General features: G+C 39.3%; 26 protein-coding genes and 3 tRNA genes. 12 read left to right on the forward strand and 17 right to left on the reverse strand.

The genetic code is table 11. From position 1 onward, the window contains the following. Nucleotides 1–2: 2 nt before the first annotated feature. The 5 genes from rsfS to leuS form a co-directional block, all read right to left on the reverse strand. Complete coding sequence (gene rsfS, locus CWB78_RS01415) at nucleotides 3–320, reverse strand: ribosome silencing factor (RefSeq protein ID WP_010388304.1); 318 nt, start codon at nucleotides 318–320, stop codon at nucleotides 3–5. A gap of 62 nt (nucleotides 321–382) precedes the next feature. Then, a complete protein-coding gene (nadD, locus tag CWB78_RS01420; protein ID WP_010388305.1) occupies nucleotides 383–1,012 on the reverse strand; it encodes a nicotinate-nucleotide adenylyltransferase in 630 nt (209 codons plus the stop codon). A 12-nt stretch (nucleotides 1,013–1,024) separates the two neighbouring features. Then, complete coding sequence (gene holA, locus CWB78_RS01425) at nucleotides 1,025–2,065, reverse strand: DNA polymerase III subunit delta (RefSeq protein WP_109874369.1); 1,041 nt, start codon at nucleotides 2,063–2,065, stop codon at nucleotides 1,025–1,027. Next, the gene (locus tag CWB78_RS01430) at nucleotides 2,065–2,556 is read right to left on the reverse strand and encodes an LPS-assembly lipoprotein LptE (protein ID WP_010388311.1); all 492 of its coding nucleotides are present in this window, start codon (nucleotides 2,554–2,556) and stop codon (nucleotides 2,065–2,067) included. The genes holA and CWB78_RS01430 overlap by 1 nt, the downstream gene beginning before the upstream one ends. A gap of 1 nt (nucleotide 2,557) precedes the next feature. Next, entirely contained in the window at nucleotides 2,558–5,146 is a 2,589-nt protein-coding gene (gene leuS / locus CWB78_RS01435; RefSeq protein ID WP_138593986.1) for a leucine--tRNA ligase, read from the reverse strand. Nucleotides 5,147–5,331: 185 nt separating this feature from the next. Between leuS and CWB78_RS01440 the strand changes: the two genes are divergently transcribed. From CWB78_RS01440 to CWB78_RS01455, 4 genes are all read left to right on the forward strand, one after another. Continuing rightward, nucleotides 5,332–5,790, forward strand: a complete 459-nt coding sequence (locus CWB78_RS01440; protein ID WP_010388317.1) for a zinc ribbon-containing protein — start codon at nucleotides 5,332–5,334, stop codon at nucleotides 5,788–5,790. A gap of 76 nt (nucleotides 5,791–5,866) precedes the next feature. After that, nucleotides 5,867–8,296: a Lon protease family protein gene (locus tag CWB78_RS01445; RefSeq protein ID WP_055012811.1), complete on the forward strand. Its 2,430-nt coding sequence runs from the start codon at nucleotides 5,867–5,869 to the stop codon at nucleotides 8,294–8,296. Next, complete coding sequence (gene bamJ / locus CWB78_RS01450; protein WP_010388321.1) at nucleotides 8,293–8,769, forward strand: BamJ family beta-barrel-assembly machinery protein; 477 nt, start codon at nucleotides 8,293–8,295, stop codon at nucleotides 8,767–8,769. The genes CWB78_RS01445 and bamJ overlap by 4 nt, the downstream gene beginning before the upstream one ends. Nucleotides 8,770–8,909: 140 nt before the next feature. Beyond that, complete coding sequence (locus tag CWB78_RS01455; RefSeq protein WP_054202459.1) at nucleotides 8,910–9,422, forward strand: hypothetical protein; 513 nt, start codon at nucleotides 8,910–8,912, stop codon at nucleotides 9,420–9,422. Between the two features lie 22 nt (nucleotides 9,423–9,444). On the opposite strand, the gene CWB78_RS01460 is transcribed toward CWB78_RS01455, so the two are convergent. Then, on the reverse strand, nucleotides 9,445–9,969 hold the full coding sequence (locus CWB78_RS01460) for a CIA30 family protein (protein ID WP_054202460.1): 525 nt from the start codon (nucleotides 9,967–9,969) through the stop codon (nucleotides 9,445–9,447). A gap of 147 nt (nucleotides 9,970–10,116) precedes the next feature. Between CWB78_RS01460 and CWB78_RS01465 the strand changes: the two genes are divergently transcribed. Next, nucleotides 10,117–10,692, forward strand: coding sequence for a hypothetical protein (locus CWB78_RS01465; protein ID WP_138593987.1), 576 nt, complete (start codon nucleotides 10,117–10,119; stop codon nucleotides 10,690–10,692). A gap of 17 nt (nucleotides 10,693–10,709) precedes the next feature. After that, nucleotides 10,710–11,162: an ATPase gene (locus tag CWB78_RS01470; protein ID WP_138593988.1), complete on the forward strand. Its 453-nt coding sequence runs from the start codon at nucleotides 10,710–10,712 to the stop codon at nucleotides 11,160–11,162. Nucleotides 11,163–11,229: 67 nt separating this feature from the next. Here the strand turns inward: CWB78_RS01470 and CWB78_RS01475 are convergent, their stop codons facing one another. After that, entirely contained in the window at nucleotides 11,230–11,778 is a 549-nt protein-coding gene (locus CWB78_RS01475) for a hypothetical protein (protein ID WP_054202463.1), read from the reverse strand. A 17-nt stretch (nucleotides 11,779–11,795) separates the two neighbouring features. Next, nucleotides 11,796–12,371, reverse strand: coding sequence for a hypothetical protein (locus CWB78_RS01480; RefSeq protein WP_054202464.1), 576 nt, complete (start codon nucleotides 12,369–12,371; stop codon nucleotides 11,796–11,798). A 233-nt stretch (nucleotides 12,372–12,604) separates the two neighbouring features. Between CWB78_RS01480 and CWB78_RS01485 the strand changes: the two genes are divergently transcribed. The 5 genes from CWB78_RS01485 to CWB78_RS01505 all read left to right on the forward strand — a co-directional run bounded on the left by CWB78_RS01485 (nucleotide 12,605) and on the right by CWB78_RS01505 (nucleotide 15,964). After that, nucleotides 12,605–13,615, forward strand: coding sequence for an RDD family protein (locus tag CWB78_RS01485; RefSeq protein ID WP_138593989.1), 1,011 nt, complete (start codon nucleotides 12,605–12,607; stop codon nucleotides 13,613–13,615). Nucleotides 13,616–13,640: 25 nt separating this feature from the next. Next, a complete protein-coding gene (locus CWB78_RS01490; RefSeq protein WP_138593990.1) occupies nucleotides 13,641–14,492 on the forward strand; it encodes an alpha/beta hydrolase in 852 nt (283 codons plus the stop codon). Between the two features lie 339 nt (nucleotides 14,493–14,831). Further along, nucleotides 14,832–15,116, forward strand: coding sequence for a hypothetical protein (locus tag CWB78_RS18935; protein ID WP_249930371.1), 285 nt, complete (start codon nucleotides 14,832–14,834; stop codon nucleotides 15,114–15,116). Between the two features lie 17 nt (nucleotides 15,117–15,133). After that, the gene (locus CWB78_RS01500; RefSeq protein WP_138593992.1) at nucleotides 15,134–15,586 is read left to right on the forward strand and encodes an ATPase; all 453 of its coding nucleotides are present in this window, start codon (nucleotides 15,134–15,136) and stop codon (nucleotides 15,584–15,586) included. Between the two features lie 33 nt (nucleotides 15,587–15,619). Further along, entirely contained in the window at nucleotides 15,620–15,964 is a 345-nt protein-coding gene (locus tag CWB78_RS01505) for a 2OG-Fe(II) oxygenase (RefSeq protein WP_138593993.1), read from the forward strand. 76 nt (nucleotides 15,965–16,040) lie between these two features. On the opposite strand, the gene lnt is transcribed toward CWB78_RS01505, so the two are convergent. From lnt to miaB, 5 genes are read right to left on the reverse strand one after another with little or no spacing between them, the layout of a single operon-like run. Continuing rightward, nucleotides 16,041–17,591: an apolipoprotein N-acyltransferase gene (gene lnt / locus CWB78_RS01510; protein ID WP_171040285.1), complete on the reverse strand. Its 1,551-nt coding sequence runs from the start codon at nucleotides 17,589–17,591 to the stop codon at nucleotides 16,041–16,043. Beyond that, nucleotides 17,572–18,456, reverse strand: a complete 885-nt coding sequence (corC, locus tag CWB78_RS01515; RefSeq protein ID WP_010388331.1) for a CNNM family magnesium/cobalt transport protein CorC — start codon at nucleotides 18,454–18,456, stop codon at nucleotides 17,572–17,574. Before corC ends, lnt begins: the two co-directional genes overlap by 20 nt. Before the next feature lie 22 nt (nucleotides 18,457–18,478). Beyond that, nucleotides 18,479–18,937: an rRNA maturation RNase YbeY gene (ybeY, locus tag CWB78_RS01520; protein WP_010388332.1), complete on the reverse strand. Its 459-nt coding sequence runs from the start codon at nucleotides 18,935–18,937 to the stop codon at nucleotides 18,479–18,481. 4 nt (nucleotides 18,938–18,941) lie between these two features. Beyond that, on the reverse strand, nucleotides 18,942–20,000 hold the full coding sequence (locus CWB78_RS01525; protein ID WP_075169576.1) for a PhoH family protein: 1,059 nt from the start codon (nucleotides 19,998–20,000) through the stop codon (nucleotides 18,942–18,944). A gap of 54 nt (nucleotides 20,001–20,054) precedes the next feature. Further along, nucleotides 20,055–21,500, reverse strand: coding sequence for a tRNA (N6-isopentenyl adenosine(37)-C2)-methylthiotransferase MiaB (gene miaB / locus CWB78_RS01530; protein WP_010388336.1), 1,446 nt, complete (start codon nucleotides 21,498–21,500; stop codon nucleotides 20,055–20,057). Nucleotides 21,501–21,757: 257 nt separating this feature from the next. Between miaB and CWB78_RS01535 the strand changes: the two genes are divergently transcribed. Beyond that, the gene (locus tag CWB78_RS01535; protein WP_138593995.1) at nucleotides 21,758–22,939 is read left to right on the forward strand and encodes an FAD-dependent oxidoreductase; all 1,182 of its coding nucleotides are present in this window, start codon (nucleotides 21,758–21,760) and stop codon (nucleotides 22,937–22,939) included. Nucleotides 22,940–23,014: 75 nt separating this feature from the next. Here CWB78_RS01535 and CWB78_RS01540 read toward each other — a convergent pair whose 3' ends face one another. From CWB78_RS01540 to CWB78_RS01555, 4 genes are all read right to left on the reverse strand, one after another. Continuing rightward, entirely contained in the window at nucleotides 23,015–23,320 is a 306-nt protein-coding gene (locus CWB78_RS01540; protein ID WP_138593996.1) for a hypothetical protein, read from the reverse strand. A gap of 439 nt (nucleotides 23,321–23,759) precedes the next feature. Continuing rightward, a tRNA-Gln gene (locus CWB78_RS01545) sits at nucleotides 23,760–23,834 on the reverse strand. 39 nt (nucleotides 23,835–23,873) lie between these two features. Beyond that, a tRNA-Leu gene (locus CWB78_RS01550) sits at nucleotides 23,874–23,958 on the reverse strand. A 65-nt stretch (nucleotides 23,959–24,023) separates the two neighbouring features. Beyond that, a tRNA-Gln gene (locus CWB78_RS01555) sits at nucleotides 24,024–24,098 on the reverse strand. Nucleotides 24,099–24,220 lie beyond the last annotated feature (122 nt).

Genomic DNA, 24,220 nt, shown 5'->3' on the forward strand with positions numbered 1-24,220 from the left:
TATTAGCCCCAAAGCTTTTCTAGATCGTAATAGCTACGTGCTTGATCTTGCATAACGTGAACAATCACATCACCTAAATCAACTAATGCCCATTCGCCATCGCTTTGGCCTTCGTAGCCTAATGGCTCTTCACCAGCGTGACGAGCTTCTTTTGCTAAGTTATCAGCAATTGACAATACATGACGTCTTGATGTGCCTGAACATACAATCATGTAATCGGTTACGTCTGAAGTGCCAGTTACGTCAAGTTGAATCACATCACGTGCTTTCATATCGTCAATTTTGTCTAGTGCAAAAGCGAGTAGTTGTTTCGAATCCAAGGTTTTGTCTCAATTTAAAATTTAATAGCGGTTATTTTAACACGCTGAAGGGTTTATACCAATCACTCTTGATAAAGCTGGTGCTGCTGAATATAGTGACTCACGGTGTCGGGTAATAGTTCACTCTTTTTAATACTTTTTTTAAGAGCTTGACGGATATTACTGGATGCGGCATCCAGTTGCTTACCTTCTAAAAAGTAAAGGTGTCCGCCATTTTTTTCGTTCAGTAGTGAAATATCGTTGCTCATAGCCTGCTGTTTGTAGTTTTTAAGTTCACCTTGTACATCACAGTTTTGACCTGGGCGTTGATACACCACTATATGGCATAGACTCGTTATTGTTTGCCACTGATACCATTTATCAAGGTTGTTGAATGAGTCCATACCAATTAAAAATAAAATAGGGGTATCGGGATTTTCTGCTCTTAGTTCTTGCAAGCTTAATAAAGAATACGACGGGCCGCTACGTTTTAGCTCCCGTAAATCAAGCTTAAACTGCGAATATGGTTTAATTGCGGTTTTAAGCATTGCAATACGATGTTCGGTGCTGATCCCCGGTGCCGCTTTGTGTGCGGGTATTGCACAGGGCATAAAATAGAGTGAGTGTAATTTAAAGGTCGCAACGCATTGCTGCGCCATATTAAGGTGCCCAAAATGAACAGGGTCAAAAGTGCCACCAAAAATTGCAATCATGGTATTTTTCCTTTACTGACGGTTAGTATGACACGGCAGTGGAATATCGAGTGGTTGGCAAAATTTAATACAAATATGTGCTAATGCTTGATAGGGGGCAATTAATACACCTTGTTTGTAGCTTGCATCAAATAATGCCAGTTCACTGCTAATACTTTCAAGGGTGTGAATATTTAGTCTGTTTATGGCTGTTTGTACCGGCGCTTGCTGATTTTTCCAAATCGCTTTTTGTTTAAACAGGGTCGCTAATGACTCACCTTGCAATAACCCTTGTTGTACACTGATTAAGGTATTTAAATCTTTATTGATGGCCCATAAAATACTCACTACTTCAGTGTTATCACTGGCAAGCTTATTTAATACTTTTATTGCTTGTGTAGTATGGCCGTTTAACAGGGCATCACTTAAATCAAAAATATCGAATTTAGATTGGTTTAGTAGCCCTTGCATTACCAGTTGTTGGGTAATGAGAGCGTCACCATGTATTAGTGACAGCTTTTCAAGCTCTTGGAAACAAGCCAGTAAATTGCCTTCAGTGGCATTAATTAAACTGAGCTTAGCCTCGTTTTGTAAATTAAGTGACAAGCGTTGGCATTGTTCATCAAGCCAACGTTTTAAGTGATTACCACTAAGCGGGTAGCAGGGTACAAATAACCCTTGCTTATCGAGTGCTTTAAACCACGCACCGCGTTGCACATCTTGGCTTGCTTTGGCGCCTTTAACAATTAAAATGGTGTCAGGATTTTCAAGTTCAACAACCTTTTTAAAGGTGTTAGCACCGGGTGTACCAGGTTTTTGCTGGTTTAAGTCAAGCTCAATAATTGTACGCGCACTAAATAACGACATACTTTGATATTGCGCTATGATTTCCTGCCAATCAAAGCCTTGGGCTAAAGTGAATTTAATTACTTCATCAAAACCTTGCGCTTTTGCGCTATCGCGTATGAGCTGTACACATTGAGCTTCTTGAAAAGGCTCTTCACCAAAAACCAAATAAAAAGGTTTTAACCCCTTTTTTAATTCGCTAGGCAGCTGATTTGCATAACAACGCATTATAGTTGCGACAACTCTCTAACAATTCGACGACTCGCTTGCTGGCGAATTTCGCTGATCAGCAGTTCAAGCTCTTTTGCTTTAGCTAGTGCGTTGTCAGGATCATCTTGGTAATTACGGTAAAGCTCAAAACGTTTTTCAATGGCTTCTTGTTTTGGGCGTTTTACAACATAACTCACACTGTATGCCAGTTCATACTCAGCTACTTGTCCGTTTTGAAACAACGACAAGGTTTGGCGCTCTAGCTGCTCTTTAAATAAATAAAGTTGCGCAGACTGTTTACTCGCAGGGACTAAAGTGACATCGCTCATAGCCAGTTCTGTTTGCAAATAGCTAAACAACGCTGATTTTTGATCATCACCCACCAAGGTTAGCTGTTTTAAATCATTAGGTAGGCTTGATGCTTTTTTAAGGTGAAAGCCACAGCTCGATAACAAAAAACAGACTAGCACTAAGGCTAGTCCGTTTTTAATGGCATTTAAAGTAGCCATATTAGTTAGCTACCACGTTAAGCAATTTACCTGGTACATAAATTACTTTGCGGATTGTTGCACCATCAGTAAATTTAGTGACGTTAGATTCTGCAAACGCGAGTGCTTCTACTTGCTCTTGCGTTGCATCAGCTGCAACCGTTAGTTTTGCACGTAATTTACCGTTTACTTGTACGATGATTAGTTTTTCATCTTCAACTAGGGCAGATTCGTCAACTTTTGGCCATGCTGCATCTAAAATATCACCTTCTTTACCTAGCTCTTGCCATAACTGATGCGATAAATGCGGTGTTATTGGTGCTAGCATAATAAGTAATGCTTCTAATGCCTCGTTAGCAATGGCAACATCTTGAGTGTCGTTTAATGGCGCTTTTAATAACTTATTAGACAGCTCCATGATTGCGGCAATCGCAGTGTTGAATGTTTGACGACGTTCAACATCATCGCTCACTTTTGCAATGGCTTTATGTAGCTCACGGCGAAGTACTTTTTGTGGGTTAGTAAGCGACGATTTATCAAGTGCTTGGAAGCCAACCGTTTTAACATCTACCGCGTATTTCCATACACGCTTTAAGAAGCGGTGTGCGCCTTCAACCCCTGAGTCTGACCATTCAAGTGTTTGCTCCGGTGGCGCAGTAAACATCATGAATAAACGCACGGTATCTGCACCGTATTGGGCAATTACTTCTTGTGGGTCAATACCGTTGTTTTTAGACTTAGACATTTTACTCATGCCAGATGAGAATACAGGTTCACCATCTTCTTTGTGCCATGCCTTGGTTACACGGCCTTTATCGTCGGTTTCGGTATTTACATCACTTGGCGAAATCCATACATCGCCGCCTTTTTCATCTTTACGATAAAATGTTTCGGCAAGTACCATACCTTGACAAAGTAAGCGGTCGAATGGCTCGTCTGAATTAACTAAACCAAAGTCACGTAATAATTTGTGGAAAAAGCGCGAGTATAATAAATGTAAAATTGCGTGCTCAATACCACCAATGTATTGGTTTACTGGTAACCAGTAGTTAGCGGCTGCTGGGTCTAACATACCCTCGTCATGGCGCGGGCTACAGTAGCGAGCGTAATACCATGATGACTCCATAAAGGTATCAAAAGTATCAGTTTCATGAGTAGCGGGTACACCGTTTACAGTCGCTTTAGCCCATTCTGGATCGGCTTTAATTGGTGAGGTAACGCCATTCATTACCACATCTTCTGGTAAACGCACCGGTAGCATATCTTCAGTGGCAGCAAGTTCGTTGCCGTTTTCATCACTCAGCATTGGAATTGGCGAACCCCAATAACGCTGACGGCTAACACCCCAATCGCGAAGACGGAAGTTTACTTTACGCTCACCTACACCTAATGCTTCTAGTTTGTCGGCAACATTGTTAAAGGCGTTTTCAAAATCAAGGCCATCAAATTCACCTGAGTTTACTAATACCCCTTTTTCGGTGAATGCTTCTTGGGCTAGGTTTACTTCAAGCTCAGAGCCTTCAACTGGCGCAATAACTTGTTTAATATCTAGGCCGTAAGCTGTTGCAAATTCAAAGTCACGTTGGTCGTGCGCAGGTACTGCCATTACCGCACCTGAGCCGTAATGCATTAATACAAAGTTAGCAACCCAAATTGGTAGTTGCTCGCCCGTTAATGGGTGAGTGGCGTAAAAGCCTGTTGCAATACCTTTTTTCTCCATGGTTGCCATGTCTGCTTCAGCAACTTTGGTGTTTTTGCATTCTTCAACAAACATTGCAATCGCGTCGCTATTTTTAGCCGCTTCTTGTGCAATAGGGTGGCCACCGGCAACAGCTAGGTACGTTACGCCCATAAATGTATCAGGGCGTGTTGTGTATACGCTAAATTTTTCGTTGTTATCGGTACGCGTAAATTCTATGTCTAAGCCTTCAGAACGACCAATCCAGTTGCGCTGCATGGTTTTAACTTGTTCAGGCCAGTCTTCTAATTTGTCTAAATCGTCTAATAGCTCTTGTGCGTAGTCGGTAATTTTAATAAACCACTGTGGAATTTCTTTTTGTTCCACTACCGCACCTGAGCGCCAACCGCGGCCGTCAATTACTTGCTCGTTAGCTAGTACAGTTTGATCGACCGGATCCCAGTTAACCGTTGACATTTTTTTGTACACTAGGCCTTTTTCGTAAAGCTTAGTGAAAAACCATTGTTCCCATTTGTAATATTCTGGGTGGCAGGTTGCAATTTCGCGATCCCAATCGTAGCCAAAACCTAATTGTTTAAGTTGGTTACGCATGTAGTCAATATTTTCGTAAGTCCACTTTGCAGGGGCTGTTTTATTTTTAATAGCCGCGTTTTCTGCAGGTAAACCAAACGCATCCCAACCCATAGGTTGCATTACGTTTTTGCCTTGCAAGCGTTGGAAGCGAGAAACCACGTCACCAATGGTATAGTTACGCACATGACCCATATGCAGTCGACCACTTGGGTAAGGAAACATTGAGAGGCAATAGTACTTTTCTTTGCTCTCATCTTCTGTGGCTTTAAATACTTGGTTTTCTTCCCAGTAGCGTTGGACTTTTGACTCTATGTCTTGTGGGTTATATTGCTCTTGCATTTACGTTTCCAAACTTCTTGCATACTAATAAAAAATTGTCGATAGGATACCCCAAATAAAGCGCTATTCACAGCGCCAAAGCGGCGCTTTTTGTAAATTTGCGAGTAAATTAGTTTTCAGTACAGGTTAACCTATACTTATCTATGATATAGAGTAAATCAGTAGACGTTTTGAAGGAGTATAAAATGGCAGATTACAGAACATGGCTTAGTGATTTAACCGATTGGTTAAAAGATGTGAAAGAGCATGAAGTTAAAGCCGCAGTAAAGCGATTTATTGAATCTGAGCAGGCACTTAAAGATTTAGGTGAAGAAAAATACCAGCTTTATCGTAATTACTTAATGCGTGACATTTCTCACCTACAAGAAAATAATAGCTACTATAATTCGCTTGCATGGCAGGAGCTTAAAGAGTCATTGTGGTTTGAGCTTTCTCATATTGAAGACAAAACACAGCTTGAATGGCAGTCATTAAGTGAAGATTTTAAGCATAATGGTGTTTATCACGCAGGTGAATGGATAGCCATGGGCACATTAGTATGTAAGAATTGCAACCATAGTTATGATGTTTACCATGCAACGCAAATTATTCCTTGCACGCAGTGTGATGGCATCTATTTTAGCCGCCAGGCTTTACAACCCTAAATATAAGTATTGAGTGGCTGTAGGCCACTCAATATGCCCAAATCTAGCAATTAAGCTGGTAAAAAAAGAAGTTAGAATGACGAAAAAACTGCTGCCACTACCCGTATCAAATCTTGCACCGAGTATTTCTTCGAGCCATGTAAACACTTGCATGAGCAATCCATACCCTGAGCAACTTACCTTTATAGGCCAACAACGTGCGCAAAGTGCATTGGACTTCTCTTTAGGAATGGACCTACCCGGTTATAATGTTTACGTAATGGGAGAGGCGGCACACGGGCGTTTTACCTTAGTAAAAGACAAACTAAAACAACACGCTAAAGAGCGTACAACACCGCATGAATGGCTGTATGTTAATAACTACGACGATCACCGTGAGCCTATTGCGTTATTTATGCATGCAGGGCAAAGCAAACAATTAGCCGATGACATTGACTCATTTATTGATGAAGTACTCGACACCTTTCCTGCTGCATTTGATAACCCAGCTTATCAGCGCAAGAAAAAATCGATAGACCGTGAGTTTAACGATGCTTACGACGGTGCAATTACCGCGGTAGAAATAGCCGCGCTTGAGCAAAGTGTGGCATTAATCGAAGAAAAAGGCGTAGTTGGCTTTGCACCGCTGATTGATGGCAAGCAACTTACCGATAATGAATTTTCTGATTTGGAAGATGATTTACGCGAAATGTTTTTTGAGCGTATAGAAAAATTAGAAGATGCCCTCATTGAAGCGCTTATTGAGTTACCGCGCTGGAAACGTGAATCTAAAGAAAAGCTCCGCAACCTTAAAAAATCTACTGCTGAGCAAGCCACTAAACCATTATTAAAAGATTTAGAACATAAATATGCCAGCCATATTGGTGTACTGCGTTATTTAAAAGATATACGCGTAGAAATTATTGATGCCGTGCTTGAATGGCTTGATGATGAAGGTGAAAGCGAAGAAAACAAAGAAGACTTTGACCGTAAAGGTATGCTTACCGACTTTTTTGCACCTAATATTTTAGTTGAATACAAAGAAGGCGATGCAGCACCGGTTGTTTACGAGCCAAACCCAACTTTTGGTAATATTTTTGGCAAAATTGAATACGCCACATCGCAAGGGTCGTTAATTACCAGCTATCGCTCAATTCAGCCAGGTGCATTGCACCGCGCGAATGGCGGCTATTTAATTATGGATGCTGAAAAAGTAATGGCTCAACCCCAAGTGTGGGATGGGCTAAAGCTGTCGCTAAAAACCCATCAAATTAAAAATGACTTACCTTATCAAGACAGTGTCGTTGGTAGTAGCTTTACGCTTCGACCGCAGTTAATACCGCTTGATGTGAAAATTATTTTACTCGGCTCACGTGAGCTTTATTACACCATCGGTGAATACGACGAGGAATTTGCTGAGTTATTTAGAGTACTTGCCGATTTTGATTATTACTTACCAAGTAGCGATAAGCTGCAGTATCAGTTTATTACTAAAGTCAGTGATTACTGCGAGCAAACATTAAAGTGCACGTTAAACGAAGCCGCAATGGTGCGATTACTTAAATTTAGTTATCGCCAAGCAGAGCACCATAATAAGTTATCAGCACGTTTTGCTGATGTGTTAGAGCTTGTGGCTGAGGCCAGTTTTTACGCTAAGCAAGACAAGCTAACGGTGATTGATGCACGCCATATTGACGAAGCCATACAAGGCAAGCAGTACCGTACGGGGCAAATTAGCGAAAACATGCTCAGCGATATAAAGGAAGGGCATACTTTAATAGCTACTGAAGGCCAAGCCGTAGGTAAAGTAAATGGTTTGACTGTACTGCACATTGGAGACACCTCATTTGGCACACCTGCACGTATTACTGCTACCGTTTATGCTGGCGCCGATGGCGTAATTGATGTGGAACGCGAAGCTGAGTTGGGTAAAGCAATTCACTCAAAAGGGGTAATGCTGCTTACCGGTTATTTAGGTAACAAATACGCGCAACACTTTAGTTTAACACTCAGTGCGAATATCGCTATTGAACAAAGTTATGGCTACATAGATGGTGATAGCGCCTCTCTTGCTGAACTTTGTGCGCTAATTTCGGCCATTACGAGCTTACCTATCAGTCAGTCTATTGCTCTAACCGGTTCAATTAACCAACATGGTGATGTGCAGGCCATTGGTGGTGTAAACGAGAAAATAGAAGGCTTCTTTAAGCTATGTAAAATGCGCGGCTTAACGGGTGAGCAAGGGGTTATTATTCCTAAATCGAATCAAGTTAATTTGGTGCTTGATGACGAAATACTCAATGCCGTTGAGTTAGGTAAGTTTAATATTTATGCTGTGGAAACCGTTGATCAAGCACTAAACTTATTAATGGATATCGAAGCGGGTGATATGGTTGATGAACACTACCCAGAAGATTCGGTTAATGGCATCGCATTAGCGCGATTAAAAGACATTGCCGATATTGTTAATGGTGATAACAGCGACGAAAAAGACCACGACTCAGAAGATGAAAAAGGGGAGTTATGATCAATATAATTTTACTGATTGTTATCGCTATTTTTTGCGTTTTAATTTTTAAAAACAGTAAAAAAGCCAAGCAGCAAGCAATCGCAAACGCACAGATTGAAAGTGATTATTTAATTGCCAATGTAAAAACTGAAGGCGTACATGAAACCGCATCTGGCTTGCAATATAAAATAATCCATAAAGGACAGAGCGAAAATACACCTAGCCCAACGAGTATGGTTAAAGTGCATTATCATGGCACTTTAATCGACGGCACTGTATTTGACAGCTCAGTGGAGCGCAAAACTCCGATTAGCTTTGGTTTGCACCAAGTTATAAAAGGTTGGACAGAAGGCCTACAACTGATGAGCCCGGGCGATAAATTTCAGTTTTATATACCGCATCAGCTCGCCTATGGTGAAAAGCGAGTAGGGAGTATTCCTCCTGCATCATTGCTTATTTTTGAAGTGGAATTACTGGCTATTGAGTCGTAATTTTAAAGAAAAAAAACACTTTAAGCCTTACCTTAATCAAGTAGGGCTTTTTATTTGCTCTCATTAGCCAATCCTACTCAAGAATTTAAAATATCAGTCGATACCTAAAATAGTGACAAGTTTATTTTAGGGATAAAATAATGAAGATTTCAACCGCCTCAATTCAATATCAAGCATCTAATTATAACAATCAGGCTTTAGTAGAAACAGAGCCGCAACCTAAAGATGATGAATCACAAGAACAACCTGACTATGTTTTATCAGAGTTTTTAGATGCGAAGGTTCAAAAATACAGCGAAGATAACGCAACATTTGCTGAGCAATATCAAAATTTAGAAAAGGCATATAAATATTTCACCCAGCAAGTAGTTGCATTACAAGAGCAAGTAAATAAGCTTAAGCAGAGTACGGTACAACGGAGTTTAACCATTGATAATAGCCAATATGGGCCAGCTGAAGAGGTCTATCAGTTGACTATGGATGCTGAGCATATGGGAGCTAAAAAGTATAAAACCGAGCAACAACAAGAAGAGATAAATAGATTGGAGCTGCAACTTAGTGAGGTAAAGTCTCAGCAGGCAGCAATAAAACAACAAATTATTGAGCTAGTAATCAACGAAATGAAAAGGCGAGGCGACGACTTCACTGTTTAACCTTGTAATGTACGCAGAGAAGTTAGTTTTTAAACTCAATTTTTTCTACCTCAAACCTAAATTCCCCCGCCTGTTTACCTGCAATCATAAAGCCAAGCTGCTTTATCTCTTTGAAGCTAATTGTAGGCTGTTGTTCAAGTAAACGGCCGCGAAAAGTAAGCTGAAAATCTTCAGGTAAAAACTCAATATTAAGCCACTCACTTTTCGTGGTACTGAACGAATGTGTATAAGCCGCCCCATCCATGTACTCATTAGTTCTTAAACGTAATTGGTAGGTTTGACCATCGCCCTTAACACGCAGCACTATTTTAGTAATGTTTTGGTTTTTTACATCTAATAGCGTACGGATAGAAGCAAACCCTCCATTGTTTGCAAGCGATACGTTGCCTGTAAACACTAAATTGCCGTCATTTTGTAAAACCTGACTATTAGAAATGCCACCCATCACCGAATCATTAACCACATACCAGCGAGCATTGGCATTTGCCTCGGTAGTGGCAAACAGTAAGTTAAAAACAAAAAGTGATGAGAGTTGTTTGGCGGTCATGAGTAATTCCTTAAAACCATTATTAACAATAATACGTTTTGATGTAATAATTGTTCACATAATTATTTTAATACTGGGATAAGGCAATCCTTGATTAAAATACTGACCAAGTTAAAGACGTCATAAAATATAAGGATATTAATTTATATGACAAAAAAGCCTGTGATTCTCGTTATCATAGCATTTATTGTTATGATGCTCGGCCCTGTTGGTCTTTATGAGTGGTACACTTCAATCGACCCCTCCTTTATCCCTAACCGTTTTTATGACTTTTTAAGTTTTTGGGTTTTAGGCTTTATTACTATTTCTTTAGTGTGTGCCTTTCTATTTCATTTAATAAAAACGCCAAATGCAAAAGAAGAGTTTAATACTCACTTTGATCAAGAAGGGGTTATCCTTAAATATTTAAGTATCATTATGATGCCTATTTTGCTGTATGCATATCTTTGGGCTGTCATTTGCGCGCCGATTCAACTATGGGCGCATTATCATTTAGGCGATTATTGGTCTGAAGAATATATCTTAGTTGAGTCTGAAGCTTGTTATAGCGATTATGAGCCGAATTGCGTTCGTTTACTCTTTGAAGATACATCTACAAACAAACAGCACACCATCAGGTGGTATTTAGATAAGCATAAGCTTTTAAAACTTAAAAATACAAAAGTGAACTTAGTCGGCGAAAAAAGTTACTTTGGCTATCTTGTTACTAAAATACAATGGTAAAAACGAAAGGGAATTAAATGAACAGTAATAATTTTTATGAGAGCATAAAAGGCTTTTTTTGGGGAGTTGGGTTTATAATAGCAATGCTTGGTGGCATTAGTGTATTCGCCCTTACAATAGCCGCTGATGTTGACAGTGGATTTAAAACAATGGTTTCTAATAAAGCATTAGAAACAAGTGATGAAATTAATAATGATTATAAACTAACTCTTTCTGAAATATATAAAGAAAATGGTCAAGTAAGAATCGCGGCTGAATTAAAAAATATTACTAACGAGAGCATTTATACGGGAACCGTTATTGCTTCTACATTTGACGAAAGTGGTAAGTTTATTGGTAACTGTGTAAGCAAAAGTACAGACAGCTTTCTAGAACCTAGCGAAATTAGTTATGTTGACATTAAATGCAATTTATTTAGATCACAAGCAAGTAAAGTTCACTCGACAAAGCTTAAAATTAAGTGGTTTTAGGGTAAGTTTAAATAAAAAGAGCCATACGAAGTATGACTCTTTTTTATTTGAAATCGATGTAATAGAGTTATTTTATTGAGGCAATAAACTCTTCATCTGCATATAGGTTTGTTAGTAATTTTTGAACTAACTCTACGTAGCTTTTTTGACCATTAGGGATAGCGATCGCTCCCATAAATGAAGAGTCAAAAGTGTGTTCGGCCATGATTTCTTTTTCGAATAAGATAATATTCTCTTCTGAAACGATAAAATTTACTTTTATAAATGAACTTCCCTCGGAGAAACCCGTAACATCAATATCTTGGTCAATTACTTTGCCAGTTACTTGCTTTTTAGCAACACCAGACCAAAGCTTGGCTAACTTAAGCTCTTGCAACAAAGCATTTTCAATATATTTACCATAACTGTTGCCTACAGATGAAATAAGAGGTGAGCCTCTAAGTGAAATTTTATTTAGTTTCTTTTCAGATTTAATTGTGCCAACAGATAGAGGGGAAACCGTTTCTTGCTTTAATTTTGAAACGTTACCAATGTCTGCACTATAAGGAGGCACTTGAATTGTACATGCACTTAAGAATAAAACCCCGATTAATCCTATTGAACTTCTATACTTCATTTTAATTCTTTCCTTACTCATAGTTTTGACTGCTCTAACTCTACAACTAGTTTGTTAAATGCTTCTTCTGTTGCACGCTTTGCTGATAAAGAAAAGTCGTTTTTAAACTCATCAAATTCAGCTTTGCCAAAACCTTTAACTTCAGTATTCCATGCTATATCGCCATTGTTATTTAAAGTTTTACAGTTTAACGTGAAAGTAAACTCTGTAGGTGGCCATGTAAATAAACTATCTGAACTAGATTCAGTTGTTATTGTAGGTATAAATACATATTCAATTTTATTGTCTTGTAAAAATGTATTATCAGTTAATGATTCAAGCTTATAAACGTTTTCAAATTTATTAGAAAGTACAGTATATAATGCAGCTTCTGTGTCTTTATAAGGTTTGTAACTAACATTATCGCCACCACCGCCAGGTGTTTTTACTTGTTTTTTAATATCATCTTCAGAAATATAATAACCTACAACGGATATTGATTTATTTTCTGAAAGCTGAAGTTTTTCAGTGTCTGGATTTAAACTTATCTGGTGGGCACAGCCACTTAAAACAAGTACCGAAAACAAGAAAAACATGTTAGTTAATAACTTCAAAATATACTCCATATATTTAATTTTTAAAGAAAAAGTAGTTTCATCGATAATATATGTTTTGTGGTTGCATTGTAAATAATGTTAACTTTATATTTGTAAATGGTTGTAACTTTTGTATCTAATAATTTTTGGTTTTGAGGTGTTTTTATTTTAAATAGAGATGAGTTCGCTTGAGCAAAAATTAAAAAGCGCGTAATTTAACCGCGTTACCTATTTTAATAACAAGTATAATAATGAAAGCACAAGAATTAGAACAATTAGCGTTATCTAAAGCCGAAACCCGAGAAGTGATCACGCCGTATGCCTTTAAGGTTGATAATGCTTTACTTGGCTTGCCTTTGGCTTCGCCGACTCGGCGCGCATTAGCAATGATTATAGATGTTGCATTAATATTCTTAGCTGCAAAGCTCAGTGCGACTATTATTGCATTCGTTGCTGCGATGGCTTTTTACAAAGGAACGGCGCAGCAATACCTTCCTAAAATGTCGGGTGTGTGGCGAAGAATATTAAAAATAGTAGCAGCAAGTATTTTATTTGTAAGCGCTCTTGCTGTGCTTTCAATTGGCATAGATTACTTAGAAGGCGATGACTCTGCTCAAGGCTTAACTGTTCAAGGCTTAAAAATACAGGATGACATTCAGCTTACTTCCACAGAAAAAAAGCAGGTAAATGCCTACTTAGTGCAAACAGACGACGAAAGCTGTGAGCAATCTTGTCAACAAAATACACTTGATAATTTGATAGGGCAAGTACCCAAATTAGCCGAAATGGACGACCTACAAAACCCACAACTTGCAAAAGCATTTTTAAAATTATTAGTGCTTGGTGAAAATAACGGATTAAAGCTTGCGCAGTTAATAGAAGATAAACCCGCACAAACAACCACACACAGTATTTTGCAGTGGGGTAAAGGTATTATTCAAGATTTAGGTTTGGGTTTTGGCTGGGCGGCTGTGTACTTCACACTGTTTTCTTTATTATGGCGCGGTCAAACCCCTGGTAAAAAGCTTTGTAACACCAGAGTGGTTGCATTAAGTGGTGAATCACTGGGTTTACTTGATTGTTTTGGCCGATACGGCGGTTACGGTGCCGGTTTTGCCACTGGTTTATTAGGCTTTTTACAAGTGTATTGGGATCCAAACAGGCAAGCCATTCAAGATAAAATATCAGCCACAGTGGTTATTCAAGGGAGTGTTAACCAAGTTGTCAATATGCAAACTATAGAAGAGACTGTTAAAAGTTAACTTCGCTCTTATTACAAGGATGGTTATGAAAGCTTTATTAATTGTATTTGTTAATCTGTATTTTATTACGGTTTCGTATGCGTCAGAAGATATTATATTAGCAAAAGCGCATCAGCTTAAGTCTGTTATTTTAGATGAGCAACGCAGCTTCAGCGTTTATTTACCGCCAAGCTATAATGAAAACCCTGATAAAGAATATCCAGTTATTTATTTGCTCGATGGTGACCAAACACAGCTAAAAGCTGTCGCTGGGCTAGTAGAGGCACTTAGTACAGAACGGCTAGAGCAGCAAATACAACAAGCAATTATAGTAGCCATTCCAAATAGTAAAAATGGGATAAGAGAGCGTGACTTTACCCCAACCAATGTCGATTGGACATTTAACGGTAAACTCCTAGAAAGGTTTGAAAATATTGGTAACGCCGCAAACTACAGCGTCTTTTTCGAAAAAGAACTTATTCCACTCATTAATAAAAATTACCGAACATCAACTAAACGCGTATTAATTGGCGAGTCTTTTGGTGGCTTGTTTGCAAACTATGTATTGCTTACCAATCATGCGCTATTTACAGACTACTTAATAATTGATGCAACTTACCTTTGGGATAATAACTACCTCAATCGATATTTTGATAAGAAGCAATTTGTAAACAAGCAGCTTAACGGTAATGTGTATTTTACCTTTGCAAATAACGGCGAAGCGTTTGGTGAGATTGGTAAAACAAATTATCAATGGGGCTTAGCATTTGTTGAAAAACTAAAAGCGCACTCGAGCGATAATTTAAATATAAATCAACGTTACTTTGAAGATGAAACTCATGGCACAGTCGCTGCACTTAGTTGGTATTATGGGTTAAAAAGTATACTTAAAAGATAATTTTATCATTGAAGTTGAATGGGAGTTTAATTGCTAAACATAAAGCACAAAGAGTTTCATAAAAGTTTTTTATATCTATTAATTATATTCGTACTAATGAGCTATTTAGTATTGCTCATTGGATGGTACGAGTTTAACGATCCTGCTCTTATTGCTAATGAGCGATTACATTTTATAGAGCTAGTAGTGCTACCTATATTAACCATGGCAGTGATATATACATTATTTAAAAAGTATAGGTGTGATCACAACTTTAATTATTTAATAACTCGTCACTTTTTTAAAGGTAGTAGGCTAGTAAAAGGGTTCTTGATAATAATGTACCCTTGTTTAATCTATATGGCGTTGTGGAAATTTAGCGTAGTTCCCATTATGTATTATGCTGAAAATAATTTAGGCGAACTGTGGTCTGAAGAATATTATTTAACTGATGTAAGTACATGTATTATAAATGATCAGCAGCAATGTATAGCATTAAACATTGCTGATTTATCCACTGGTGAAGAGCATTCGTTTAGATGGTACTTAGATACGGACGAGCTACAAACACTTAAAAACAAAAAAATAAATTTAGTCGGTGAAAAAAGTTATTTTGGCTATCTTGTTAACGAAATACAATGGTAAAAACGAAAGGGAATTAAATGAAAAGTAATAATTTTAATGAGAGCATAAAAGGCTTTTTTTGGGGTATTGGATTTGTAATAGCTGTACTTGGCGGCATTAGTGCGTTCGCCCTGACAATCGCCGCTGATGTTGACAGTGGATTTAAAACAATGGTTTCTAATAAAGCATTAGAAACAAGTGATGAATTTAACAATGACTATAATCTAACTCTTTCTGAAATATACAAAGAAAATGGTCAAGTAAGAATCGCAGCTGAATTAAAAAATATTACTAACGAGAGCATTTATACGGGAACCGTTATTGCTTCTACATTTGACGAAAGTGGCAAGTTTATTGGTAATTGTGTAGGCAAAAGCACTGACAGCTTTTTAGAACCTAGCGAAGTTAGCTATGTTGACATTAAATGCAATTTATTTAGATCACAAGCAAGTAAAGTTCACTCGACAAAGCTTAAAATTAAGTGGTTCTAGGCATGTATTCAATTTTTTTAGAGTTAAGTGTAGATGCCAAATAAGTTATTTAGTTGGGAGCGTGGGCGACAAAGATCAGGTTTTGACAAGATGCTACTCTGTCGTATTTTTGCTCCTTTTGAGTTTGATGTCTATTTGATTAAATTTCCACAAGGGAGTGAAATAAAACCGCATATCGATAATGTTAAAACTGGTCGGCACTTTAGGCTCAATATTATATTAAAACATGCTGCCAAGGGTGGTGAGTTTATTTGTGACAACCCAATTATAAATTACTACCGAGTTAAACTGTTCAGGCCTGATATAGAACAGCACCAAGTATCAAAAATAGAAAAGGGCAGTCGTTATATTTTAAGCATAGGCTGGATTAAAAAATAGATTTGCGAAGGTTGGTTAGATACCAGAGCAACCTTTCTCTTACTGATAGCTGACAACCGACAGCTATCAACTCCATTCACTTTCTAAACCTAATCCCAAATCCAATCATACCCAACAACACCATTACTCCCCATACAAACCCATTGCCATATTGGCTATACACGCTATCCCCTTGTATTAGCTTTATATTGGCTTTAAGTGTGGTAGCTTCAAACTGTGGCATAGTTTGGCGTGTTTGGCTTATGGGGTCGTATACGCCACTTATACCGTTGTTGGTAACACGCACTAGTGGACGTTGTAGTTCTAGGGCGCGCATACGGGCAATTTGCATATGCTGATGAGGGCCGATTGAATCACCAAACCAAGCATCATTACTCACCGTGAATAATATGTCTGAGTCGCTTTTATAATTACCCCGCACTAAATCGGCAAATACTATTTCGTAGCAAATAGCGGGCAGCAGGTTAAAGCCATTCGCACGTAAGTTATTTTGCACTTTATCACCGCGCGAGAACGATGACATAGGCAAATCAAATAACGGAGCTATGGGGCGGAGTATGTCTTCAAAGGGAACAAACTCTCCAATCGGCAGTAATTGATGCTTTTGATAGCGGTTACTATCTAAGTAACGATAGTGGCCGTGTTCATCACTTTGCTCTTTGTTACCGACCACAATCAGGGTATTGAAAATGGTTTTAGTGTCGCGTTGGTAATCAACAATACCCGTTACTAGCGCGGTTTTATTAAATGAGGCGGCACTGTCTAAGCCCGCTAAATAGGAATCAGCAAGCGCTTCTATTTCAGGCACTGCAGCTTCGGGCCACACAATTAAATCGGCATCCCAGTGACGGCGCGTCATATCCTGATACTTACTCATGGTGGTCCAAAATTCACTGGGGTCAAACCGCAAGTGTTGTTTTATATTACCTTGTACAAGCAGCACAGAGAGGTCTTTATCGGAGTAATGGGTTACCTTTGTAAAGTGTGCGCCGGCGAAGACAAGCAAAACCACAGCAGCGGTAACAACAGGCATTTTAAATTGTTTTTGCGCTAAGCTGTACAATGCAAAGCCAATGGCAATACATAATAGCGTGAGCCCAAATTCACCAATTAAAGGAGCAAGGGCATTCAGAGGGCTATCGGTTTGTGTATAACCAAAGCTTAACCAAGGAAAACCAGTTAACAGGTTGGCACGCAAACATTCACTAATAGCAAAACAAGGGAGTAATAGCGCTGCAAAACTTATAGAGCCGTTTGAAAAGCGAGTGGTTGCCCACAGCGCCAGCGCAGGAAATAACGCAAGGTAGCTACAAAGCAGTGCCATTAATGCAATTGAGGCGACAAGTGGCATACCGCCAAAGGTGGCGATAGAAACATGTACCCAACTTATACCGGCACCAAACCAGCCTAGACCAAATATAAAGCCATATTTAGCGGCTGTTTTAGCATGTACTTTTCCATTGAGGTTTGCAGGAATACAAAAAAATAGCGAGCCTATGCTAAAAAATACAATCGGCCAAATACCAAAAGGCGCGTAGCTAAAAGTTAAAACAAGGCCCGCAACCAGTGCGAGCCATGCTTTTTTATCTTTTGCTAGTAGGGTGAGACTAGTTAGCAGTTTCTTCACTGTCGTTATCATCAGCCTTAGGAATGGTGACTTGCAGTTGCAATATACGACGATTATCAGAATTGGTTACTTTAAACTGAAATCCTTCTATATCGATGGTTTCGCCACGGCTCGGCATATGGCCAAAGGCGTGTAACACGGTACCACCAATAGTGTCGGCATCTTGCGAGCTGTAACCTGATTTAAAATGCTCGTTAAAGTCATCTACAGGGGTCAGTGCCTGCACAACGTAAACATGTTTAGCCAGTTGACGAATATCTTGTTGTTCTTCTTCTTCATCGTGCTCATCTTCGATTTCGCCTACAATGATCTCAAGAATATCTTCAATGGTTACTAAACCCGATACACCGCCGTATTCATCAATTACAATCGCCATATGGTAGCGTTGCTGACGAAATTCATTAAGCAGGGTATCCACCCGTTTACTTTCAGGCACTACCATGGCAGGGCGCAAATAGTCACGTAGCGATGGTAAATGCTCATCTTTATTTAAAATGAGAGGTAATAAGTCTTTTGCGAGTAAAATCCCTTCTACATGGTCTTTATCTTCACACACTACCGGAAAACGAGAGTGGGTAGAGTCAACCATCATAGGTATGTGCTCTTCAAGCGGGCTATCAATTTCCAAAGTGACCATTTGTGAGCGCGGGATCATAATATCTCGCACTTTGAGCTCAGACACGCCAAGCACACCTTCAATCATTTCTTTGGTTTCAGGATCGATTACATCCCGCTCTTGGGCATCGGCAATTACCTCAACCAGCTCTTCTCTATTCTGGGGTTCCCCTTGCAACATCTGGGTTATACGACCCAGCCAAGTTTTGCCAGAAGAACCCTGGCTAGATTGCGAGTTATCGTCGCTCATTACGTCTAATTGCTCCGTTTATTTAAATATCGTCCCGATATGGGTCTGCTATGTTTAGTTCAGCAAGTAATTGCTTTTCTATGCTTTCCATCTCTAACGCGTCTTCACTCTTTATATGGTCAAATCCAAGTAAATGCAAGCATCCATGAATAACCATATGAGCAAAGTGGTCATGAAATGACTTTTCTTGCTCTTGTGCCTCAGCCAAAACAATGGCAGGACAAATAATTAAGTCGCCCACAAGTGGGATATCAATACCCGGTGGCGCTTCAAATTCAAATGATAATACGTTGGTAGGCTTATTTTTACCACGGTAGTCATTATTGAGCTGTTGCGACTGTTCCTCATCGCTGATAACAATGGTCAGCTCAGACTCATCACGATATTGGCTAAGCACTTTATCGGCCCACATGGCAAACTGCTCAAGGCTGGGTAAGTTGTCAAACTCACACGCTATTTGTAAATCAAGTTCTGTTTTCACGGTATTACCCTTTGGTAGCAGGTTGCTCTTGAGCGGCGAGCGCTTCTTTGGCTTGTTGTTTCTCTAACCGCTTAAGGCGTTCACGCTCATCGTTGCGCTCATACGCTTCTACAATGCGGGCTACTACAGGGTGGCGTACCACATCGTGCGATTTGAAAAAGTTAAAGCTAATTTCATCAACGCCATCCAATACTTCAATAGCATGGCGAAGACCAGAGCGCGCACCCCGAGGTAAATCAACTTGGGTTATATCGCCGGTGATCACTGCTTTAGAATTAAAACCAATACGGGTTAAGAACATTTTCATTTGCTCTGTAGTTGTATTTTGGCTTTCATCTAAAATAATAAACGCATCATTAAGTGTGCGCCCACGCATGTAAGCCAATGGCGCAATTTCAATGATGTTTTTTTCAATCAGTTTTTCAACACGCTCAAAGCCAAGCATTTCAAATAAGGCATCGTAAAGTGGGCGTAAGTAAGGGTCTATTTTTTGGCTTAAGTCACCCGGTAAAAAGCCGAGTTTTTCACCCGCTTCAACCGCAGGGCGAGTGAGCAATATACGGCGTATTTCTTGGCGCTCTAGTGCATCAACTGCCGCTGCAACTGCAAGATAGGTTTTACCTGTACCTGCAGGGCCAATACCAAAGGTAATGTCGTGGTGCAAAATATTAGCAACATACAAGCCTTGGTTATCGTTTCGTGGTTTAATAACGCCACGACGAGTTTTAATCATCATTTCTTTGCCATAAGCACTGTGTGCAACATCTTGCTCAAGCGCTTTAGACTCAGTGATGGCTAAATGTACGTTGTCAGGCTCAATTTCGCCAATTTCCCCACGTACAGGTTGAGTATCAATATAAAGGTTTTTTAAGATCTCTACCGCGCCGGCGCTACTGTGTAGTTTACCGGTTACTTTAAAAAAGTTATCACGATGAATAATTTCAACACCTAGACGGCGTTCAATTTGTTTGATGTTTTCGTCAAACGGGCCACATAATGAAGAAAGGCGTTTGTTGTCGGCAGGTTCTAAATAAATCTCTAATGTTTTTAACTGATTACTCAAAATTACTTCCTATTACAGTGCGCCAGCGTTAACTGGCGCAATGAATTTTTGCAACTAAGGTACGAAAGTAGCAACGCCAATTTCGTTAGCTGTCTCGGTTTTTTGCTCACTCGCTGCTTTGGTTAAAATAGCAGAAGGCGCAATTTCGCGGCGTAAGTTCATTTCTGATTCTGTACGAATTAAATCGCCACGTAAAGAGTTTGGTAACGCTTCGGTAATACGTACATCAACAAACTGACCGATCACTGTGTGTGGGCCAACAAAGTTAACTACACGGTTATTTTCAGTTCGGCCACGTAGTTCCATCGGGTTCTTCTTAGAAGGACCTTCAACTAAAATACGTTGCTCAGTATCAAACATTTGGCGGCTAATTTGCTGTGCCATTTGCGTAATACGGTTTTGCAATAAGTACAGGCGCTCTTTTTTCTCTTGCTCGGTTACGTCATCTGGTAAATCTGCCGCTGGCGTACCTGGGCGTGCACTGTAAATAAAGCTAAAGCTCATATCAAAACCAATATCGTTGATAAGGTTCATAGTAGCTTCAAAGTCGGCCTTGCTTTCACCTGGGAAACCTATAATGAAATCTGACGACATGCTTAGGTTAGGGCGAATTTTACGTAGCTTACGAATTGTTGATTTGTACTCAAGAGCAGTATGGCCGCGTTTCATTAAGTTTAAAACACGGTCTGAACCACTTTGGACTGGAAGGTGTAAGTGATCAACCAGCTCAGGCACATCAGCGTACGCATCAATAATGTCTGGTGTAAACTCTACAGGGTGTGAGGTGGTGTAACGAATACGGTCAATCCCGTCAATTGCAGCCACTAAACGAATTAGATCTGAGAAATAGCAAATTTCACCATCGTGTGTATCACCACGGTATGCATTTACGTTTTGACCTAATAGGTTAACTTCACGTACGCCTTGCTCGGCTAACTGTGCAACTTCTAATAATACATCATCAACAGGGCGGCTTACTTCTTCACCACGGGTGTAAGGCACAACACAGAAAGTACAATATTTAGAACAACCTTCCATAATTGATACAAACGCAGAAGGACCTTCCGCTTTAGGCTCAGGTAAGCGGTCAAATTTTTCAATCTCAGGGAATGAAATATCAACTACAGATGAACCTTTATCGCCTTGTACTTGTTTAATCATCTCAGGTAAACGGTGCAAAGTTTGTGGACCAAAAATAACATCTACAAACGGAGCACGTTGGCGAATTGAATCACCTTCTTGTGATGCAACACAGCCGCCTACACCAATAATAAGGTCTGGTTTGTCATCTTTTAATAACTTCCAACGACCTAGTTGATGAAATACTTTTTCTTGCGCTTTTTCACGAATTGAACAGGTGTTAAGTAAGATAACATCAGCATCAGCAGCTTCTTCAGTTAGCTGATAGCCGTTGGTAGCATCTAGAAGATCAGCCATTTTCTGAGAGTCGTATTCGTTCATCTGACAACCCCAGGTTTTAATATGCAGCTTTTTGCTCATTGAAATATAGCCTCGTGTTCAATTCGATAGTGGCACAAATATGTGCTAGAAACAGGTATAAGTGGCGGAATTATTAAAATTTCGCTCGACTTAAAGGACGCGTATTTTAGCTGGATACACGCTCAAAACCAAGTATAGATTTCATGTTTGTGATCTGAAATCAATATAGTATGGGTTTAATAATAGAATTAAGCGAAGCGCTCACACTGAGCAAACTAATTACGATACAATCTAAGCAGAGTTAAGTCAGAATTAAAATGATGAAAAACATGGCTAAAAATAATGTAATTGTAGTAGGGGGCGGCATGGTTGGTGCCGCTATGGCTATTAAATTAGCGCAACAAGGCAAAGCCGTACGTGTTATTGAAAAACACCCAATAGATGCACCACAGGTGCTTAACAGTGATGATGTTGATATACGTGTTTCGGCTATTAATCGCTTTTCTGAAAAATTGCTTGATCAGCTCGGTGCGATGCCATTACTGCGAGCAAATAGATTGGCTCCCTATGAACAATTAGAGACCTTTGAACGGAGTAACGATCATTTATTATTTGATTGTCATGCTATTAATACCACCCATTTAGGTCATTTGATTGAGAATAAGCTAATTCAAGCCAGTTTATGGCAGCAATTTGAGCAACATAATATTGAGATGATTAATCCTTCATCGGCTTTAACGGCAATAGAGCAAAACCCTGATAGCATTAGCTTGCACTATAACGAACAAAGCTATACTGCTGATTTAGTCATTGCAGCGGATGGTGGGCAATCACAATTACGTAGCAAAGCCAATATTGGTATAACTGGTTGGCAATATCAGCAGCATTGTATGGGCGTGCTAATAAAGCTCGATGCACCACAACAAGTTAAAACATGGCAGCAGTTTACACCTACAGGGCCTGTTGCGTTTTTACCTATGCAAGCACCTTATGCAAATTTAATTTGGTATGACGATGCAAATACCCTCAAAGCATTTAAAGCCCTACAACCTAGCGAATTAAAAGCCCATATTATTGAAAAGTTTCCAAAGCTTGCTGGTGATTTTGAAGTACAAAGCCATGCTATATTTCCTCTGGCAAGGCAGCATGCCAATAATTATTCACAAGGCAGACTCGTTTTAGTGGGTGATGCGGCGCACACCATTAATCCTCTGGCAGGACAGGGTGTTAATTTAGGCTTTCAAGATGTGGCTGCTTTAGCTGAAGTGTTGCGTACAACTGATGATGTAGGGTGCCCGCTAATGCTTAAAGAATACGAGCGTAGTCGTCGTAACGCTAATTTGTTAATGATGAGTATGATGGATGCTTGCTACTTTGGTTTCTCAAATCAAATAGCCCCATTAAAATGGGCGCGCAGCACATTTTTAAAGTTAGCTAATAATACAGGGCCGGTAAAAAATTGGGTGCTGAAATACGCGATTAGTGGCAAGTTAGATTAAATTCGCTTACATAAATCTAGATTCTTATAATAATAACAAGTGCCGCTTATGTGGCACTTGTAAACGGAGATAAATTTAGTTCCACATACCTGAACGAGAGTACATATATTCAGCGCTTGCGCACCAATTAACATCTTCCCATGTAAAGTCAGTGTAGTAGATTTTATCAACACATGCTGTCATTGAACTTTCGACTTTATAAACGTCAACTATACATGTTGTTCCATCACAACTGGCTGAACGGTCATATGTACCATCAAAAACCCAAACAACATTAGAAACAGCTTTAGAGGTATTAACCTTAAATGCTATTTTCGGGTGAAAATTAGGGTTACTTTCACCGCCAAAGCACATGTTTTGTGAGTAATTGTCGTAAGCCATTGTGTCTACATAACATGACACTGAGTTTGCAAATACATTTGCTGAAAAAAGACCCGAAAACAAAGCAATGATTAAATATATTTTTTCATGATAACTATCCTTATTAAGTTTATATAGCTCTTTATTTGAGCAAAATAAACATTACCATAAAAGGTACACCCGTCAACCTTTCATTAACATGTTTTACATAAATACCTAAATTGGGTCTAATTGCTTTTATCTGAGTGACTAATATCAATACGTAATAATAATTAATCATTTTGAGCGGGTAAGTTAGGCGCTTTAAGCATTAAAAGTTTTTTATTTGGAGTTAGCGAGATTTTTGCTTTGCTGTCGACAATTTCTTTGCTTAAAAATGTTGTATTGGATAATAAAAGTAGAAGTAATGATAAATTATTTTTAATCTAGTGTGGAGGTGTAATCAAAGATGTGTGCAAATTGGCTGGGATACCAGGATTTGAACCTGGGAATGCCAGGATCAAAACCTGGTGCCTTACCGCTTGGCGATATCCCAACTCTAAATTTGGATGAGTTTTAGTTCTAGTTAAGAATATGGTGCGGAAGGAGAGACTTGAACTCTCACATCCTAAGATACTGGAACCTAAATCCAGCGCGTCTACCAATTCCGCCACTCCCGCATACAGGATTATATTTATACTCTTAACAGAGCTTTCTTAATTCAACGTTCTTTGGTAGAAGAAGTTGGCTGGGATACCAGGATTTGAACCTGGGAATGCCAGGATCAAAACCTGGTGCCTTACCGCTTGGCGATATCCCAACTAAGAAATTGCTGATAATTTTAATTCTTATCAAAGAATATGGTGCGGAAGGAGAGACTTGAACTCACATCCTAAGATACTGGAACCTAAATCCAGCGCGTCTACCAATTCCGCCACTCAC

Source organism: Pseudoalteromonas sp. S1612, from assembly GCF_005887175.1.
GTDB lineage: Bacteria > Pseudomonadota > Gammaproteobacteria > Enterobacterales > Alteromonadaceae > Pseudoalteromonas > Pseudoalteromonas undina.

Bases quoted from the DNA above. Each gene is read 5' to 3' on its own strand.
- nadD (WP_010388305.1), bottom strand. From the start codon at position 1,012: ATGATTGCAATTTTTGGTGGCACTTTTGACCCTGTTCATTTTGGGCAC.
- leuS (WP_138593986.1), bottom strand. From the start codon at position 5,146: ATGCAAGAGCAATATAACCCACAAGACATAGAGTCAAAAGTCCAACGC.
- CWB78_RS01465 (WP_138593987.1), top strand. From the start codon at position 10,117: ATGACAAAAAAGCCTGTGATTCTCGTTATCATAGCATTTATTGTTATG.
- CWB78_RS01440 (WP_010388317.1), top strand. From the start codon at position 5,332: ATGGCAGATTACAGAACATGGCTTAGTGATTTAACCGATTGGTTAAAA.
- CWB78_RS01505 (WP_138593993.1), top strand. From the start codon at position 15,620: ATGCCAAATAAGTTATTTAGTTGGGAGCGTGGGCGACAAAGATCAGGT.
- CWB78_RS01445 (WP_055012811.1), top strand. From the start codon at position 5,867: ATGACGAAAAAACTGCTGCCACTACCCGTATCAAATCTTGCACCGAGT.
- CWB78_RS01490 (WP_138593990.1), top strand. From the start codon at position 13,641: ATGAAAGCTTTATTAATTGTATTTGTTAATCTGTATTTTATTACGGTT.
- miaB (WP_010388336.1), bottom strand. From the start codon at position 21,500: ATGAGCAAAAAGCTGCATATTAAAACCTGGGGTTGTCAGATGAACGAA.
- CWB78_RS01540 (WP_138593996.1), bottom strand. From the start codon at position 23,320: ATGGCTTACGACAATTACTCACAAAACATGTGCTTTGGCGGTGAAAGT.
- CWB78_RS01500 (WP_138593992.1), top strand. From the start codon at position 15,134: ATGAAAAGTAATAATTTTAATGAGAGCATAAAAGGCTTTTTTTGGGGT.
- CWB78_RS01460 (WP_054202460.1), bottom strand. From the start codon at position 9,969: ATGACCGCCAAACAACTCTCATCACTTTTTGTTTTTAACTTACTGTTT.
- CWB78_RS01470 (WP_138593988.1), top strand. From the start codon at position 10,710: ATGAACAGTAATAATTTTTATGAGAGCATAAAAGGCTTTTTTTGGGGA.
- bamJ (WP_010388321.1), top strand. From the start codon at position 8,293: ATGATCAATATAATTTTACTGATTGTTATCGCTATTTTTTGCGTTTTA.
- CWB78_RS01430 (WP_010388311.1), bottom strand. From the start codon at position 2,556: ATGGCTACTTTAAATGCCATTAAAAACGGACTAGCCTTAGTGCTAGTC.
- CWB78_RS01535 (WP_138593995.1), top strand. From the start codon at position 21,758: ATGATGAAAAACATGGCTAAAAATAATGTAATTGTAGTAGGGGGCGGC.
- corC (WP_010388331.1), bottom strand. From the start codon at position 18,456: ATGAGCGACGATAACTCGCAATCTAGCCAGGGTTCTTCTGGCAAAACT.
- holA (WP_109874369.1), bottom strand. From the start codon at position 2,065: ATGCGTTGTTATGCAAATCAGCTGCCTAGCGAATTAAAAAAGGGGTTA.
- CWB78_RS01475 (WP_054202463.1), bottom strand. From the start codon at position 11,778: ATGAAGTATAGAAGTTCAATAGGATTAATCGGGGTTTTATTCTTAAGT.
- CWB78_RS18935 (WP_249930371.1), top strand. From the start codon at position 14,832: ATGGCGTTGTGGAAATTTAGCGTAGTTCCCATTATGTATTATGCTGAA.
- CWB78_RS01455 (WP_054202459.1), top strand. From the start codon at position 8,910: ATGAAGATTTCAACCGCCTCAATTCAATATCAAGCATCTAATTATAAC.
- CWB78_RS01485 (WP_138593989.1), top strand. From the start codon at position 12,605: ATGAAAGCACAAGAATTAGAACAATTAGCGTTATCTAAAGCCGAAACC.